The organism is Streptomyces yokosukanensis (assembly GCF_001514035.1).
GTDB lineage: Bacteria > Actinomycetota > Actinomycetes > Streptomycetales > Streptomycetaceae > Streptomyces > Streptomyces yokosukanensis.
In genome coordinates this window covers 147,755-163,159 of the sequence record NZ_KQ948206.1, presented here as the reverse complement: position 1 = coordinate 163,159, position 15,405 = coordinate 147,755, and the positions used below count along the sequence as shown (strand labels likewise).

Genomic DNA, 15,405 nt, shown 5'->3' with positions numbered 1-15,405 from the left:
GCCTCCGGTTTCGGTGACAAAAGGGACTAATTACGCTCAGGTCATGTGCGCCCCGTCTCCCTCCGACCCCTCGGGGTCCGCCGAGCCCGTGCCGTCGGCCGACCCCCCGCTCCTCGCCGAGCCGGCCCTGCGGGTGCCGCAGTTGCTGGAGGCGATGCGGTCCGTGGGCAGTGGGCTGGAGCTGCACTCCACACTGGACCGGATCTGTGAGACGGCCGCGGATCTGACCGGCGCCCGGTACGCGGCGATCGGTGTGGTCGACGAGGAGGGCGGCGGGCTCTCCGATTTCGTGTACCAGGGGGTGGACGAGGCGACCGCCCGCCGGATCGGCCGGCTGCCCGACGGGCGCAGGGGGCTGCTCGGCGCACTCATCAGGGAGCCGAAGCCGGTTCTGCTGGCCGATCTGAGCGAAGATCCGCGCTCCTGCGGCTTTCCCGAGCACCATCCGCCGATGCGCAGCTTCCTCGGTGTCCCGATCCGGGTGCAGGGAGAGATCTTCGGCAATCTGTATCTGACCGAGAAGCGCGGCGGCCGTCCCTTCGACGACGACGACCTCGCCATGGTCCAGGTGCTGGCCACCGAGGCCGGTATCGCGGTCGGCAACGCCCGGCTGTACGAGGCGGCCATGCAGCGGGAGCGCTGGATCGACGGGTCTGTGGCCGTGACCACGGCGCTGCTGTCGGGCGGGGACGCCGACGACGCCCTTCAGGTCGTGGCGGAGCAGGCGCGCCGGCTGTCCGGAGCGGCGGCCGGGATCGTGCTGCTGCCCGCGGAGGAGGGCGGTCTGGAGGTCGTGGCCGTGGCCTCGGACGAGCCGACGGGCATGCTGGGCGCGGTGATTCCGCCGGAGAGCCGGATCGTCGCCGAACTCCTGGACGGGCAGGCGGTGTTCGTCATCGACGCGGCCACCGACTCCCGGATGCTGACGCAGTACGCGAGCGGCTACGGCCCGGCGATGATGGTGCCGCTGCAGAGCGACGGCCGGGTGCTGGGCACGCTGGTCACGCCCCGTGCGCGCGGCGGACGGCCGTTCACGCGGGCCGAGCGCACGCTGGCCGTGCAGTTCGCCTCGCAGGCGGCGCTGGCGCTGATGATGGCCGAGGCGCAGCGCGACCGGGAGCGGCTCGCGGTGTTCGAGGACCGTGACCGGATCGCCCGGGATCTGCACGATCTGGTCATCCAGCGGTTGTTCGCCACCGGGCTGATGCTGGAGAGCGCACATCGGCGGTCCGTGGTGCCGGAGGTGCGTGAGGGCGTCGGCAAGGCGGTGGACGAACTCGACGTCACCATCCAGGAGATCCGTACCGCGATCTTCGCGCTGCAGCAGGGTCCGGCGGAGGTGCCGTCGGGGTTGCGGACGCGGGTGCTGCGGGAGATCAACATGGCTGCCGTGCCGCTGGGGTTCAAGCCCTCGCACCGCTTCCTCGGCCCCGTCGACACCGTCGGTGATCTCACGGGCAAGAACCTCATCGCGGCGCTGCGGGAGGCGCTGTCCAACGCGTTCCGGCATGCCGATGCCTCTCGGATCGATGTCGTGATCGATGCGACGGTCCCCCTTGCCGACGGTCGGCCGGGGGTGCGGCTGAGCGTCGCGGACGACGGCGTCGGCATCCCCGAGGGCGGCCGGCGCAGTGGGCTGCGGAACCTGAAGCGGCGGGCCGACTCGCTCGGCGGGGACAGCCGGCTCGGCCCGGGCATCGGAGAGGGCGGCGGCGGGACGACGGTGGTGTGGGAGGCGCCGTACTAGCCGTATTAGCCGTGCTGGCCGGAAGCCGGACCAGCCGGACCAGCCGGACCCGTGGTGCCGGCCGTGCCAGAGGTGCGCGCGGGAAGGGTGGCTGCGCTCGCCTGACGAGGGCTTCCGGCCCCGCTGAGCGCTACAGACGGGTGGCGAGGAGCTGCTCGATCACGAGCGCGACGCCGTCCTCGTTGTTGGCGACCGTGCGGCCCGACGCGGCGGCGACGACGTCCGGGTGGGCGTTGCCCATCGCGTACGACTGGCCGGCCCAGGTCAGCATCTCGACGTCGTTGGGCATGTCGCCGAAGGCCACGACCTCCTCGTGCGAGATACCGCGCTCGGCGCAGCACAGGGCGAGGGTGCTGGCCTTGGAGACGTCGGGGCCGCTCAGTTCCAGCAGGGCGCTGGGGCTGGAGCGGGTGACGTTGGCGCGGTCTCCGATCGCCAGCCGGGCGAGGGCGAGGAAGGCGTCCGGGTCGAGGTCCGGGTGGTAGGCAAGGATCTTGAGCACGGGCTGGTCGGCGTCCGGGCCGTCGGGGGCGAGAAGCCGCTCGGCGGGCAGGAGGTTGTCGGGTATCTCCATGTGCAGCTTGGGATAGTCCGGCTCCTGGTGGAAGCCGTAGGTCTGCTCGACCGCGAACACCGTGCCGGGTACCGCCTCGCGCAGCAGCCGTACGGCGTCCAGGGCGTTCTTGCGGGCCAGTTCGCGCACCTTCACGAAGCGGTGGGCGCCGGGGCCGCCGTGCAGGTCGACCACGGCGGCGCCGTTGCCGCAGATCGCCAGGCCGTGGCCGTGGACGTGGTCGCTGACGACATCCATCCAGCGGGCCGGGCGGCCGGTGACGAAGAAGACCTCGATGCCCGCCTCCTCCGCGGCGGCCAGCGCGGCGACCGTGCGCGGGGAGACGGACTTGTCGTCCCGCAGCAGCGTGCCGTCGAGATCGGTGGCGATCAGCCGCGGGGGTGTGGCGGCGGCAGGGGTCCCGGGCTGTCTGGTCGCTGAGGTCACCGCGCCATTCTCGCGCATATGCCAGCACGACCGTGCGGGACTCCGCACAGATGAGACGCAGATGACGCTCAGCCCCGCGGCGATCCGGTCAGCCCTCGGCGGTCCCTCGGCGGTCCTGGTCAGCCCAGCTGGGCGGTGGCTTCCATGGCGATCTGCTCGAAGACCTTCTCGTCCGCAGCGAAGTCGGAGTCCGGGATGGGCCAGTGGATCACGATCTCCGTGAAGCCCAGCTCCTGGTGCCGGCCGGCGAAGTCCACGAAGGAGTCGAGCGACTGAAGCGGCCGGGCGCGGTCCGGGGTGAAGCCCGTGAGCAGGATCTTGTCCAGGCCGGTCACGTCCCGCCCGGCGTCCGCGCAGGCTTCGGACAGCTTGACGATCTGCCCGCGCAGGGCCTCGACGGACTGCTCGGGGGTGCCCGTCTCGTACAGCTTCGGGTCGCCCGTGGTCACCCAGGCCTGGCCGTGCCGCGCGGCGAGCTTCAGACCGCGGGGGCCGGTGGCCGCCACCGCGAACGGCAGCCGGGGCCGCTGCAGACAGCCGGGGATGTTGCGCGCCTCGTGCGCCGCGTAGAAGCGGCCGTCGTACGAGACCGCGTCCTCGGTGAGGAGCCGGTCCAGCAGCGGCACGAACTCCGCGAACCGGTCGGCGCGCTCGCGCGGGCTCCACGGCTCCTGGCCGCTGTTCATGAGCGCCGTCGCGTCGAAGCCGGTGCCTCCGGCGCCGATGCCGAGGGTGATCCGGCCGCCGGAGATGTCGTCGAGGGAGATCAGCTCCTTGGCGAGGGTCACCGGGTGGCGGAAGTTCGGCGAGGTCACCAGTGTGCCGAGGCGCAGGCGCTCGGTGACGCCGGCGGCGGCGGTCAGCGTCGGGACCGCGCCGAACCACGGGCCGTCGCGGAAGCTGCGCCAGGACAGGTGGTCGTACGTGTACCCGGTGTGGAAGCCGAGCTGCTCGGCCCGCATCCAGGCCGAACGGCCGCCTTCGCTCCAGCGGCGGTAGGGCAGGATCACGGTGCTCAGACGCAGACTCATGCGTTCGAGGGTAAGGGGACCGACTGACAACGGACCAAACGCTCACCGAACGCGGCTGCTCGGCCACGCGCCGAGCGGGGTCAGCCGGGGGCGGGAAAGCGCAGGTAGCGGGGTGGTACGGCCTGGGTCAGCCAGACCCCGTTCGCGCTGACACGGAAGACGTGGCCGTCGCGGTGCATGGCTGCGGCATCGACGGTGAGCACCACGGGGCGGCCACGGCGGGCGCCGACCCGGGTGGCGGTCTCGCGGTCGGCGGAGAGGTGGACGGCGTGCCGGCTCATGGGCCTGAGGCCGTCCGTCCGGATCGCGTCCAGGTTCCGGGCCACGGTGCCGTGGTACAGGTGTGGCGGTGGGGGCGCCGGGGGCAGTCCGAGGTCGACCTCGACGCTGTGGCCCTGGCTGGCGCGGATCAGGCCGCCCTTGATCGCGAAGCGCTGCTTGTCGTTGGTGGCCACCACATGGTCCAGTTCCTCGCGCGTGAACCGGAAGCCGTGGGCGGTGGCCGCGGCGATCAGCGCGTCGATCTCCACCCAGCCGCCCTGGTCCAGGGTGAGCCCGATGCGCTCGGGCTGGTGCCGCAGGTGTTTGGAGAGGTACTTCGACACCTTCACGGTACGTTTCTCGTCGATATGGCTTTCGTCTTGTCCTTCTTCTCGTCCTTCGCCTTGTCCTTCTTCGCGTCTTGAGTCGTGGCGTTCGTCCATGAGTCCAGCGTGCGGGAGAGACGTGGATCACGCAGGTTGTTTTTGGTCGCAGGTTTGATCCACAACCAAGTGAGGTTATCCACAGGGGAATTGGCGGATCTGTGGACAAGTGGCGTACTGTTTAGGTTGATTCGCGAACTTCTCTGGCCTGTGCGACATCTGACGCGAGATGGTCCAAGGCCCGTGCGCGCAGCTCGCGTTCGGTCGCCAGTGTGATGAATTCGCAGACGTGCTCCCGCCCAACGAGCCTTTCCACAGCGTCGATCGTGCTGGTGGGAAGAGCCACGGTGCGCTCGTCGGAGCGATCTTCAACAGGCTGCTCCGCGCTGAGGCGCGTGCGCAGATGCCGGGTCGCCAAGGACCGCATGGCGCGCGCCAGTTCGGCGTCCATCGTCTGCCGGGCCAGCGGGCGCAGCCGGCGCACCAGCGAGGCCGCTTCCGCCGCGTGCGCGTCCGTGCGGCGCTCGGGGTCGTCCAGATAGCGAGCGAAGACGTACTCGGTGGTGAACTCCAGGAAACGGGCGGCGATGTGCTCGACCTGGCCCCTCAACTCCCGCAGATGGCCCGAGATCGCGGTCAGCGGAACCCCGGCCGCGTTCAACTCGACGGCCACGGACAGCTCTTGCGGGCTCGGTACGAGGAACGTGTCGGGGTCGCCGTCGACGCGCTCCAGCACGCCGAGTTCGACCGCCTCGCTCACCGCGTCGTCATCGGGCGTGCCGCCGAAGCGTGCGTCCAGTGCGGCGCGGGTGATGCGGTCGGGGCGCTCGTCGGTCCACGGCCCCTCCACCTCGGTGACCAGACCGAGGATCCCGCCCAGCCCGCGGCCGGTGTCCCAGGCGTCCAGCAGTTCCTTGATCGAGGCCAGGGTGTAACCGCGGTCGAGGAGGTGGGCGATCTGGTGGAGGCGGGTGACATGGGTCTCGGCGTAGAGGTTCGCGCGGCCTCGGCGTTCGGGGCGGGGGAGGAGACCGCGGTCCTGGTAGGCGCGGATGGTCCGTACGGTGGTGCGGGTCTGGTGGGCGAGGTCTTCTATGCGGTAGGTGTGCTGGGCCGGGAGGTCGCTCATGTTCGGCTCCCTTGGCTGGTGGCCGGGGTGCGGGCGGGGCGGGCCGTTCGCGGGTGCCGGGACGGTCGAGCCGACGGAACACCGCAGCTCACCGGGGGTGCGGAGAACCGCGCGAACAGCCCGCCACGGACCCGCACTCGGTCACGGGGACCCGCACTCGGCCGCGGATCCGCGCTCGGCCCTCGACCCGCACCCCCGTGGTGCGATCCCTGCCGCTCTCACACCTTCGGCTCCACCCGCGCAAGCCCCCGCAACGCCCCCGGCATCAAGCGCGACAACAGATGCGCGCCGCGGGCCTCCGGGGTCACCGGCACGACCGCCCTGTTGTGCACGACGGCTTCCAGGATCGCCTCGGCCACCTTCTCCGGCGGGTAGTTGCGCAGACCGTACAGACGGGCGGAGTTCTTCTGGCGGCGGCGCTCCTCCGCCTCGTCCGCACCGGCGAAGCGGGCCGTCGAGGTGATGTTCGTGTTGACGATCCCGGGGCATATCGCGCTCACCCCGATGCCCTGCCCGGCGAGTTCGGCGCGCAGGCACTCGGAGAGCATCAGCACCGCGGCCTTGGAGGTGCTGTAGGCGGGAAGGGCCCGTGAGGGCTGGAACGCGGCAGCCGAGGCGATGTTGACGACATGGCCGCCCTGGCCGCGCTCGACCATGCGCGCGCCGAAGATCCGGCAGCCGTGGATCACGCCCCACAGGTTCACGTCGAGGACCTTGCGCCAGTCCTCGGACGTGGTGGCGAAGAAGGAGCCCGACAGTCCGATGCCCGCGTTGTTGACCAGCACGTCCAGCACGCCGTACTCGCGGTGCACCTTCTCGGCGAGCTTCTCCATCGCCTGCTCGTCGGAGACGTCGGCCGTCTCCGCCCAGGCCTGCGGCGCGCCGATCAGCCGGGACAGCTCCGCGGTGCGGGCGGCGGCCTCGGCGTCCCGGTCGACGGCCACCACGCGCGCGCCTGCCTCGGCGAACGCGAACGTCGTGGCCCTGCCGATGCCGCTGCCCGCCCCGGTGACCAGCACCAACTGCCCGCCGAACCGGTCGGCGTGGCGGCCTGTTGCCTTCGGCGCGGGGCGGCCGCCGTCCACGGACATGATGAACTCCTCGATCCAGGAGGCGAGTTGATCGGGGCGGGTGCGCGGGACCCAGTGCTTGGCGGGGAGCGTGCGACGGGTCAGCTGGGGCACCCACTGCTCCAGGTCGTCGTAGAGACGCTCGGAGAGGAACGCGTCCCCCTGGGGCGTGATGAGCTGCACGGGCGCGTGCGCGTACGCGTCGGGGCGCGGCCTGGTCAGCCGGGCGCGGACGTTGTCCCGGTACAGCCAGGCGCCGTGGGCCGCGTCGGAGGGCAGCGAGGCGGTCGGATAGTCGCCGGCCGGGACCCTCTCCACCCGCTGGAGGATCTTCGGCCAGCGCCTGCCGAGGGGGCCGCGCCACGCCAGCTCCGGCAGAACCGGTGTGTGCAGCAGATACACGTACCAGGACTTGGCGCCCTGTCCGAGGAGCTGGCCCACCCGGCGCGGGGTGGGGCGCTTCACGCGCGCGTTGATCCAGTGCCCGAAATGGTCCAGGGACGGTCCGGACATCGAGGTGAAGGAGGCGATACGGCCCTCGGTGCGGCCGACCGTGACGAACTCCCAGGACTGCACCGAGCCCCAGTCGTGCCCGACCACGTGCACCGGGCGGTCCGGGCTGACCGCGTCCACGACGGCCAGGAAGTCGTCGGTCAGCTTGGCCAGCGTGAAGCCGCCGCGCAGTGGCTTCGGAGCCGTCGAGCGGCCGTGGCCCCGCACGTCGTACAGGACGACGTGGAAGCGGTCGGCGAGGCGGACGGCGACCTCCGACCAGACCTCCTTGCTGTCCGGATAGCCGTGCACCAGCACCACCGTCGGCGCCTCCGGATCACCCAGCTCGGCCACGCACAGTTCGACCCCGCCGGTCGCCAGCCGGCGCTCCCGCGCACCTTTCAGCGTCACTTCTCCTCCGCCCAGCGCCGCACGTGCGGCAGATCGTCGTCCAGCCAGAACGCGCTCTCCTCGGGGTCCTCGGAGTCGGTCACCACGAGGATCTCCTCGAACTTCGCGCCCGTGCCCCGGAAGCCGAGGTGGGGTTCGACCGCCCACAGGCCCGGCTGCGGCGGATGGTCCGAGAAGCGGTACGGCGACCACAGGGGCGACCAGCCCTCGCGGTGGCCGTGCAGCGCGTCGGCGGCCAGGCCCTTCAGGGACTGCGTGCCGAACCCGAACAGGTGGGGCGAGAAGCGGCGCTGCTTCACCCGGTCCACCTTGTGGGCGATCACGCCGAACGGGTACGCGCGATGGCGGTTGGCGTAGCCCTGGCGGGCCATGAGCCGGTCCACGTTCTCGTAGATCTCGCGCAGCGGGCGCCGCTCGCGCACCTCGCGCAGGATCAGCTCGCGATGCGCCTCCAGGTCGGCCATCAGCCGGTCCTGCACCGGGTTCACACCGAGCGAGCCCGAGTAGCCGATGTCCGCCGTGTGACCCTCGTACACCGGCGCCATGTCCAGGATGAAGGGCATCCCGGGCTCCAGGGCCCGGTCGGTGGGGAAGAACTGCAGGGGGATGCGGAAGTTCACGAACGCCGTGCGGTCACCGAACCAGGCGAAGGGCAGATGGAACCAGTCCCGCACCCCGCGCTCGCGCAGATACTCCCGCTGCATCCGCGCCGCCTCACGCTCGGTCACGCCCGGCTCCAGCCGCGCCGCGACCGCCTCCGCGCATTCGTAGGCGAGGCGCTGCACCCGCCTGAATCCCTGCAGCTCCACGGGGAGTTCGCTGCTCACTGCCGTCGTCATGCCGCCTCGTCCCGTCGTGCCGCCGACTCGCCCGTCGACTGCGGTACGCGTCCGTAACTTGACACTGGTGAATGTGACAGTTGTTAGAGGCGGCGTCAATAGGAGCGGCGGCAGGCTGTGGAAAACCCTGGGTAACCCCTGAGGTGGGGTGTCCCTTAGGGACCCGTAATACCTGGGTCTGACGTGAAGACGGCTCTGAAGTCTGACGACCCGCGTGGCCGGGGTCACTACCTTCGAATGCGTGACTGTGATCGCGACCGAAAGCCTGAGCAAGCGGTTCCCCCGGGTGACCGCTCTCGACCGGCTGTCCGTGGACATCGGGCCCGGTGTGACCGGACTCGTCGGAGCCAACGGCGCCGGCAAGTCCACCCTGATCAAGATCCTGCTGGGTCTGTCCCCCGCCACGGAGGGCCGCGCCGAGGTGCTCGGCCTCGACGTCGCCACCAAGGGCGGCGCCATCCGCGAGCGCGTCGGCTACATGCCGGAGCACGACTGCCTGCCGCCGGACGTCTCGGCCACCGAGTTCGTCGTCCACATGGCACGCATGTCCGGGCTGCCGCCCACCGCGGCCCGCGAGCGCACCGCGGACACCCTGCGCCACGTCGGGCTGTACGAGGAGCGCTACCGCCCCATCGGCGGCTACTCGACCGGCATGAAGCAGCGCGTGAAGCTCGCCCAGGCACTGGTGCACGACCCGCAGTTGGTCTTCCTGGACGAGCCGACCAACGGCCTCGACCCGGTCGGCCGGGACGAGATGCTCGGCCTGATCCGTCGCATCCACACCGACTTCGGCATCTCGGTCCTGGTCACCTCCCACCTCCTCGGCGAACTGGAGCGCACCTGCGACCACGTTGTCGTCATCGACGGCGGCAAGCTCCTGCGCTCCAGCTCCACCACCGACTTCACCCAGACCACGACCACCCTCGCGATCGAGGTCACCGACAGCGACGCCCACCCGGACGGCACCCGCGCGGTCCGCGACGCGCTCCACGCGCGCGGGGTGGAGACGCACGCCGAGGGCGCGGGCCTGCCCGGCGCCGGGCACATCCTGTTGCTCACCGCCCAGGGCGAGGAGACGTACGACCTGGTCCGGGACGTGGTCGCCGACCTCGGCCTCGGCCTGGTCCGCATGGAGCAGCGCCGGCACCACATCTCCGAGGTGTTCACCGGCGGCGCCGAGAACAGCGGCGCAGAGAACGACAGCGACGAGCGCGACAGCGACGAGCGCGGCAGCGACGAGCAGTGGAAGGAGGCCGTCGGCCATGGCGGTTGAGCAGCCCCTGACCTCGCCCACGGGCGACCAGACCCGTATCCACGACATCGGCTACCGCGGTTACGACGGCCCTCGCCTCGGCCGCTCCTACGCCAGCCGCTCGCTGTACTCGCAGTCCCTGCGCGGCGCCTACGGACTCGGCCGCTCGGCCAAGTCCAAGGTGCTGCCGATGCTGCTGTTCACGGTGATGTGCGTGCCCGCGGCCATCATGGTGGCCGTCGCGGTCGCCACGAAGGCGCACGAACTGCCGGTGCAGTACACCCGGTACGCGATCATGATGCAGGCCGTGATCAGCCTGTACGTCGCCGCGCAGGCACCCCAGGCCGTCTCCCGCGACCTGCGCTTCAAGACCGTGCCGCTGTACTTCTCACGGCCCATCGAGACCGCCGACTACGTCCGCGCCAAGTTCGCCTCACTCGCCTCGGCGATCTTCATCCTGACCGCCGCTCCCCTGCTCGTGATGTACGTGGGCGCACTGCTGTCCAAGCTGGGCTTCGCCCACCAGACGAAGGAATTCGCCGAGGGACTGGTCTCCGTGGCCCTGCTCTCCCTGCTCTTCGCCGGCATCGGCCTGGTCATCGCCGCCGTCACCCCGCGCCGCGGCTTCGGCATCGCCGCCGTGATCGCCGTGCTGGTCATCTCCTACGGCGCGGTCAGCACGCTCCAGGCCATCGCCAACGTGCAGAACCACACCTCCGCCATCCCGTGGATCGGCCTGTTCTCGCCCGTCACGCTCATCGACGGCGTCCAATCGGCCTTCCTGGGCGCGACCGCCCGAAACCCCGGAGCCGTCGACCCGTCGGCCGGGCAGGGCGTGGTCTACGTCCTGGTCGTGCTCGCCCTGATCGCCGGCAGCTACGGCCTGCTGATGCGCCGCTACAAGAAGGTGGGACTGTGACCACGCTCAGCATCGACCACGTCTCCCGCTGGTTCGGCAACGTGGTCGCCGTCAACGACATCACCATGACCATCGGCCCCGGCGTCACCGGCCTCCTCGGCCCCAACGGCGCCGGAAAGTCCACCCTGATCAACATGATGGGCGGCTTCCTCGCCCCCTCCACCGGCACGGTCACCCTCGACGGACAGCCGGTGTGGCGCAACGAGCGGATCTACCAGCACATCGGCATCGTCCCCGAGCGCGAGGCGATGTACGACTTCCTCACCGGCCGCGAGTTCGTCGTCGCCAACGCCGAGCTGCACGGCCTCGGTGCCAAGGCGGCTCAAAAGGCGCTGGCCACGGTCGAGATGGAGTACGCGCAGGACCGCAGTATCTCCACGTACTCCAAGGGCATGCGCCAGCGCGTGAAGATGGCGAGCGCGCTGGTCCACGAGCCCTCGCTGCTCCTGCTGGACGAGCCCTTCAACGGCATGGACCCGCGCCAGCGCATGCAACTGATGGACCTGCTGCGGAAGATGGGCGACGAAGGCCGCACCGTGCTGTTCTCCTCGCACATCCTCGAAGAGGTCGAGCAGCTCGCCCGGCACATCGAGGTCGTCGTCGCCGGACGGCACGCGGCCAGCGGCGACTTCCGCAAGATCCGCCGGTTGATGACCGACCGCCCGCACCGCTACCTGGTCCGCTCCAGCGACGACCGGGCCCTCGCGGCGGCGCTGATCGCCGACCCGTCGACGGCCGGCATCGAGGTCGACATGTCCGAGGGCGCGCTGCGCATCCAGGCCGTCGACTTCGGCCGCTTCACCGTCCTGCTGCCGAAGGTCGCCCGGGACCACGGCATCCGACTGCTCACGGTCTCGCCGTCCGACGAGTCCCTGGAGTCCGTCTTCTCGTATCTGGTCGCGGCGTAGGAGGCCGAAGATGTACGACCCCACCGTCGCCCGGCTCACCTACCGAGCCCTGCTCGGCCGTCGCCGGGCCCTCATTCTCGGCGCGCTGCCGCTGTTGCTGATCGTGCTCTCCGTGGCCGTGCGTGCCCTGACCGGGGCCGATGACCAGACGGCTTCCGACGTCCTCGGCGGCTTCGCGATCGCCACGATGGTGCCGATCATCGGTGTCATCGCGGGCACGGGCGCGATCGGCCCGGAGATCGACGACGGCTCCGTCGTCTACCTGCTGTCCAAGCCGCTGAAGCGCCCCACGATCATCTTCACCAAGCTGATCGTCGCCATCGCCGTGACCATGGTCTTCTCGGCTGTGCCGACCCTGATCGCGGGCCTGATCCTCAACGGCAACGGCCAGCAGATCGCCGTCGCCTACACGGTCGCCGCCCTGGTCTCCTCCATCGCCTACTCGGCGCTGTTCCTGCTGCTCGGCACGGTCTCCCGGCACGCGGTGGTCTTCGGCCTCGTCTACGCGTTGGTCTGGGAGGCGCTGTTCGGCTCGCTGGTGCCCGGTGCGCGCACGCTCAGCGTCCAGCAGTGGTCGCTGGCCGTCGCCCACAAGATCGCCGGCGGGGACCTGGTGACCTCGGACGTGAGCCTGACGACGGCCACCGTGCTGCTGGTCGCGGTCACCGCGCTGGCCACCTGGTACGCCGGGCAGAAACTGCGGACGCTGAAGCTGGCGGGCGAGGAGTAGACGCCCGGCGGGTCCCCGTCCGGCCGCGGTGGCTTTGACGGGGACTTCACGCCGCCCCGGGCAGACTGGACAAAGCGGATGTACGGCTAGGAGGCCGGTGATGGCAGAGGAGATACCGCAGAACGACGGGCGCGGGCGGTCCGACGCGGACGCCTGGGACGATCTGGTCCTGGACGAGACCTTCGTCCGCTCCGCCGAGACCTCCGAGCCGTCCGCGAGAGCCCGGATGCTCGCCGCCCGCTGGCGGGCCGAGGAGCCCGAGCCGCAGCCGTGGCGCTCCGACGAGCCGCCGGCGGGCTGGTTCTTCAGCAAGGTGCGCAGGCGCAGATGGGGCCGCCGGTAGCGCGAGTTCTCCGCACCGGTCGGCATCGGTGGACACCGGTCGATTCCGTGCCGCGGTTAATTCGGTGGCGCCCCAACTCGGCGGCGGGGCAGAGTGGTTGTACCCCATCCGCCGGGAACGTCCCGGCGCCGCATTCCGGGAGAGGAGCCGGGCGATGTCCATGCACGACAGTACGTCCAGCTCCCGACAGGGCAGCCTGAGGCCGGGTCCGGTGTAGTTACGCCACCGTCGAGCCCGAGGGGCAGCCCGGGGCGGCCGCTTCGAGCACGTGAGCGCATGCGCTGCGCTTGCGTGGGCCGCCCACCCGGAGGATTGGCCGAGCGGTAAGGCACTGGCTTGCTAAGCCATGGTCGGGGGCAACCCCGCGCACGTTCGATCCGTGCATCCTCCGCAGAAGAAGCAGAAAGCTCAGCCCAGCAACCGCTCCAGCACCACCGCGATGCCGTCATCCTCGTTGGACGCCGTCACCTCGTCCGCCACCGAGCGCAGTTCCTCGTGGGCGTTCGCCATGGCCACGCCCCGGGAGGCCCAGGCGAACATCGGGATGTCGTTCGGCATGTCGCCGAAGGCGATCGTGTCCGCGGCCTTCAGGCCCAGGCGGCGGGCCGCCAGGGACAGCCCCGTGGCCTTGGACAGACCGAGCGGCAGCAGCTCCACGATGCCCTCGCCCGCCATGGCCACGGTGACGAAGCCGCCGGCCGCCTGCCGGGCCGCGTCCGCCAGAGCGTCGTCGGACAGCGTCGGATGCTGTATGTAGATCTTGTTCAGCGGCGCCGTCCAGAGGTCGGACGCGTCCGTGAGGGGGATCGCCGGCAGTGTGCCCGTGACCGCGTAGCCCGGACCCACGAGCACCTCGCCGTCCAGGCCGTCGCGGCTGGCCGCCAGGTACAGCGGGCCCACCTCGGCCTCGATCTTGGCCAGGGCGACCCCCGCCAGCTGCCGGTCCAGGGTCACGGACGTCAGCAGGCGGTGCGACCCGGCGTCGTAGACCTGTGCGCCCTGGCCGCAGACGGCGAGGCCGTCGTAGCCGAGGTCGTCCAGGATGTGTCGGGTCCATGGGACCGCGCGGCCGGTGACGACGATGTGGGCCGCGCCCGCCGCGGTGGCCGCGGCGAGCGCCTCACGGGTGCGCTGAGATATCGACTCGTCGGAGCGCAGAAGCGTTCCGTCGAGGTCGGTGGCGATCAGGCGGTACGGGAAGCCGGTCACTTGGCGACCGGCTCCAGGACCTCCCGGCCGCCGAGGTACGGGCGCAGCACCTCGGGGACATGGACCGAGCCGTCGGCCTGCTGGTGGTTCTCCAGGATGGCCACGATCGTGCGCGGCACGGCGCACAGCGTGCCGTTGAGCGTGGCGAGCGGCTTGACCTGCTTGCCGTCGCGGACGCGGATCGACAGCCGGCGGGACTGGAACTCGGTGCAGTCCGAGGTCGAGGTCAGCTCGCGGTACTTGCCCTGGGTCGGGATCCACGCCTCGCAGTCGTACTTGCGGGCGGCCGAGGCGCCGAGGTCAGCGCTGGCGACGTCGATGACGCGGAACGGCAGCTCCAGCGAGGTCAGCCACTGCTTCTCCCACTCCAGCAGGCGCTGGTGCTCGGCCCGGGAGTCCTCCGGCGAGACGTACGTGAACATCTCGACCTTGTCGAACTGGTGCACACGGAAGATGCCCCGGGTGTCCTTGCCGTGCGAGCCGGCCTCGCGGCGGAAGCACGGGGAGAAGCCCGCGTAGCGCAGCGGCAGGCGCTCGGCGTCGATGATCTCGTCCATGTGGTACGCCGCCAGCGGCACCTCGGACGTGCCGACCAGGTACAGGTCGTCCTTGTCGAGGTGGTAGACGTCCTGCGCGGCCTGGCCGAGGAAGCCGGTGCCCGCCATGGACTGCGGGCGGACCAGCGCCGGGGTGAGCATGGGGGTGAAGCCGGCGGCCGTGGCCTGGGCGATCGCGGCGTTCACCAGGGCCAGCTCCAGCAGGGCGCCGACACCGGTGAGGAAGTAGAAGCGGGAGCCGGAGACCTTGGCGCCGCGCTCGACGTCGATGGCGCCGAGCAGCTGGCCCAGTTCGAGGTGGTCCCTGGGCTCGAAGCCCTCGGCACCGAAGTCACGGATGGTCCCGTGCGTCTCCAGCGTGACGAAGTCCTCCTCGCCGCCGACGGGCACATCGGGGTGGACGAGGTTGCCGAGCTGGAGCAGCAGCTGCTGGGTCTCGGCGTCGGCCGCGTCGCGCTCGGCGTCGGCGGCCTTCACGTCGGCCTTCAGCTGCTCGGCACGCTTGAGCAGCTCGGCCTTCTCGTCGCCGGAGGCCTTGGGGATCAGCTTGCCGAGCTGCTTCTGCTCGGCACGCAGCTCGTCGAAGCGGACGCCGGAGGACCTGCGCCGCTCGTCGGCAGACAGGAGGGAGTCGACGAGCGCGACGTCCTCTCCACGGGCGCGCTGCGATGCGCGCACACGGTCGGGGTCCTCACGAAGCAGGCGAAGGTCAATCACGAGGCCAAGGCTACCGGTGCGGGCTCGCGGCTCACGAATCACTATTCCGTGGAGTTCTGATTTGCCGCCGTTCACCCGCTTACGTTCCGTTATGCGTAAATTGCGGAACGTGTCAGAACGCGTCAAGGAAAAGTGTCTCACTCCCTGGGACGGAGCACCTGCCAGGCGTGGGGTTGACCGGATTCCCTTGTGGAGAACGGGACTTGCCCACACCGCTGTCCACAGGAATCCACACCCCCCCGAGAGTTATCCACAGGCTGTGTGGAAGATCTGTGGACTTCGGAATTGATCACTCCGGAAGTTGCCTCCGGATCGAGAAATTCCCAGGGAAAACCCGGGTCACACCCACTTTTGGATGGAAAGTGGTCACCCTGAAAGATGAATCAATGGAAACGGGTGGACGAAGG

General features: G+C 70.4%; 15 protein-coding genes and 1 tRNA gene. 7 read left to right on the top strand and 9 right to left on the bottom strand.

The features are described 5' to 3' along the window. Positions 1–43: 43 nt before the first annotated feature. On the top strand, positions 44–1,747 hold the full coding sequence (locus tag AQI95_RS00770) for a GAF domain-containing sensor histidine kinase (protein WP_079070968.1): 1,704 nt from the start codon (positions 44–46) through the stop codon (positions 1,745–1,747). Between the two features lie 130 nt (positions 1,748–1,877). On the opposite strand, the gene AQI95_RS00765 is transcribed toward AQI95_RS00770, so the two are convergent. The 7 genes from AQI95_RS00765 to AQI95_RS00740 form a co-directional block, all read right to left on the bottom strand. Next, positions 1,878–2,747: a Cof-type HAD-IIB family hydrolase gene (locus tag AQI95_RS00765; protein ID WP_067116922.1), complete on the bottom strand. Its 870-nt coding sequence runs from the start codon at positions 2,745–2,747 to the stop codon at positions 1,878–1,880. A 119-nt stretch (positions 2,748–2,866) separates the two neighbouring features. Continuing rightward, positions 2,867–3,778 (bottom strand): LLM class flavin-dependent oxidoreductase, encoded by a 912-nt coding sequence (locus tag AQI95_RS00760; protein WP_067115553.1) that lies wholly within the window; start codon positions 3,776–3,778, stop codon positions 2,867–2,869. Between the two features lie 80 nt (positions 3,779–3,858). Continuing rightward, positions 3,859–4,407, bottom strand: coding sequence for an RNA 2'-phosphotransferase (locus AQI95_RS00755; protein ID WP_067116921.1), 549 nt, complete (start codon positions 4,405–4,407; stop codon positions 3,859–3,861). Further along, positions 4,386–4,565: a hypothetical protein gene (locus AQI95_RS48645; RefSeq protein WP_244188603.1), complete on the bottom strand. Its 180-nt coding sequence runs from the start codon at positions 4,563–4,565 to the stop codon at positions 4,386–4,388. Before AQI95_RS48645 ends, AQI95_RS00755 begins: the two co-directional genes overlap by 22 nt. 38 nt (positions 4,566–4,603) lie before the next feature. After that, positions 4,604–5,551 carry a MerR family transcriptional regulator gene (locus AQI95_RS00750; RefSeq protein WP_067115550.1) on the bottom strand — a complete coding sequence of 316 codons (948 nt, stop codon included), beginning with the start codon at positions 5,549–5,551 and terminating at the stop codon, positions 4,604–4,606. Positions 5,552–5,769: 218 nt separating this feature from the next. Continuing rightward, positions 5,770–7,524 carry an SDR family oxidoreductase gene (locus AQI95_RS00745; protein ID WP_208614032.1) on the bottom strand — a complete coding sequence of 585 codons (1,755 nt, stop codon included), beginning with the start codon at positions 7,522–7,524 and terminating at the stop codon, positions 5,770–5,772. After that, entirely contained in the window at positions 7,521–8,363 is an 843-nt protein-coding gene (locus tag AQI95_RS00740; RefSeq protein WP_067115547.1) for a M24 family metallopeptidase, read from the bottom strand. Before AQI95_RS00740 ends, AQI95_RS00745 begins: the two co-directional genes overlap by 4 nt. Before the next feature lie 247 nt (positions 8,364–8,610). Here AQI95_RS00740 and AQI95_RS00735 point away from each other — a divergent pair, with 247 nt between their 5' ends. From AQI95_RS00735 to AQI95_RS00710, 6 genes are all read left to right on the top strand, one after another. Then, positions 8,611–9,636 carry an ABC transporter ATP-binding protein gene (locus AQI95_RS00735; RefSeq protein WP_067115544.1) on the top strand — a complete coding sequence of 342 codons (1,026 nt, stop codon included), beginning with the start codon at positions 8,611–8,613 and terminating at the stop codon, positions 9,634–9,636. After that, entirely contained in the window at positions 9,626–10,534 is a 909-nt protein-coding gene (locus tag AQI95_RS00730; RefSeq protein ID WP_067115541.1) for an ABC transporter permease subunit, read from the top strand. Before AQI95_RS00735 ends, AQI95_RS00730 begins: the two co-directional genes overlap by 11 nt. Continuing rightward, positions 10,531–11,442: an ABC transporter ATP-binding protein gene (locus AQI95_RS00725; protein ID WP_067115539.1), complete on the top strand. Its 912-nt coding sequence runs from the start codon at positions 10,531–10,533 to the stop codon at positions 11,440–11,442. The genes AQI95_RS00730 and AQI95_RS00725 overlap by 4 nt, the downstream gene beginning before the upstream one ends. A 10-nt stretch (positions 11,443–11,452) precedes the next feature. Then, positions 11,453–12,172 (top strand): ABC transporter permease, encoded by a 720-nt coding sequence (locus tag AQI95_RS00720; RefSeq protein ID WP_067115536.1) that lies wholly within the window; start codon positions 11,453–11,455, stop codon positions 12,170–12,172. Between the two features lie 100 nt (positions 12,173–12,272). After that, positions 12,273–12,515, top strand: a complete 243-nt coding sequence (locus AQI95_RS00715; RefSeq protein WP_067115533.1) for an SGM_3592 family protein — start codon at positions 12,273–12,275, stop codon at positions 12,513–12,515. Positions 12,516–12,821: 306 nt separating this feature from the next. Then, positions 12,822–12,906 (top strand) — tRNA-Ser (locus AQI95_RS00710). A gap of 17 nt (positions 12,907–12,923) precedes the next feature. Here the strand turns inward: AQI95_RS00710 and AQI95_RS00705 are convergent. Then, positions 12,924–13,724 carry an HAD family hydrolase gene (locus AQI95_RS00705; RefSeq protein WP_067115530.1) on the bottom strand — a complete coding sequence of 267 codons (801 nt, stop codon included), beginning with the start codon at positions 13,722–13,724 and terminating at the stop codon, positions 12,924–12,926. Then, the gene (gene serS, locus AQI95_RS00700; protein WP_067115527.1) at positions 13,721–14,998 is read right to left on the bottom strand and encodes a serine--tRNA ligase; all 1,278 of its coding nucleotides are present in this window, start codon (positions 14,996–14,998) and stop codon (positions 13,721–13,723) included. The genes AQI95_RS00705 and serS overlap by 4 nt, the downstream gene beginning before the upstream one ends. Between the last annotated feature and the right edge of the window lie 407 nt (positions 14,999–15,405).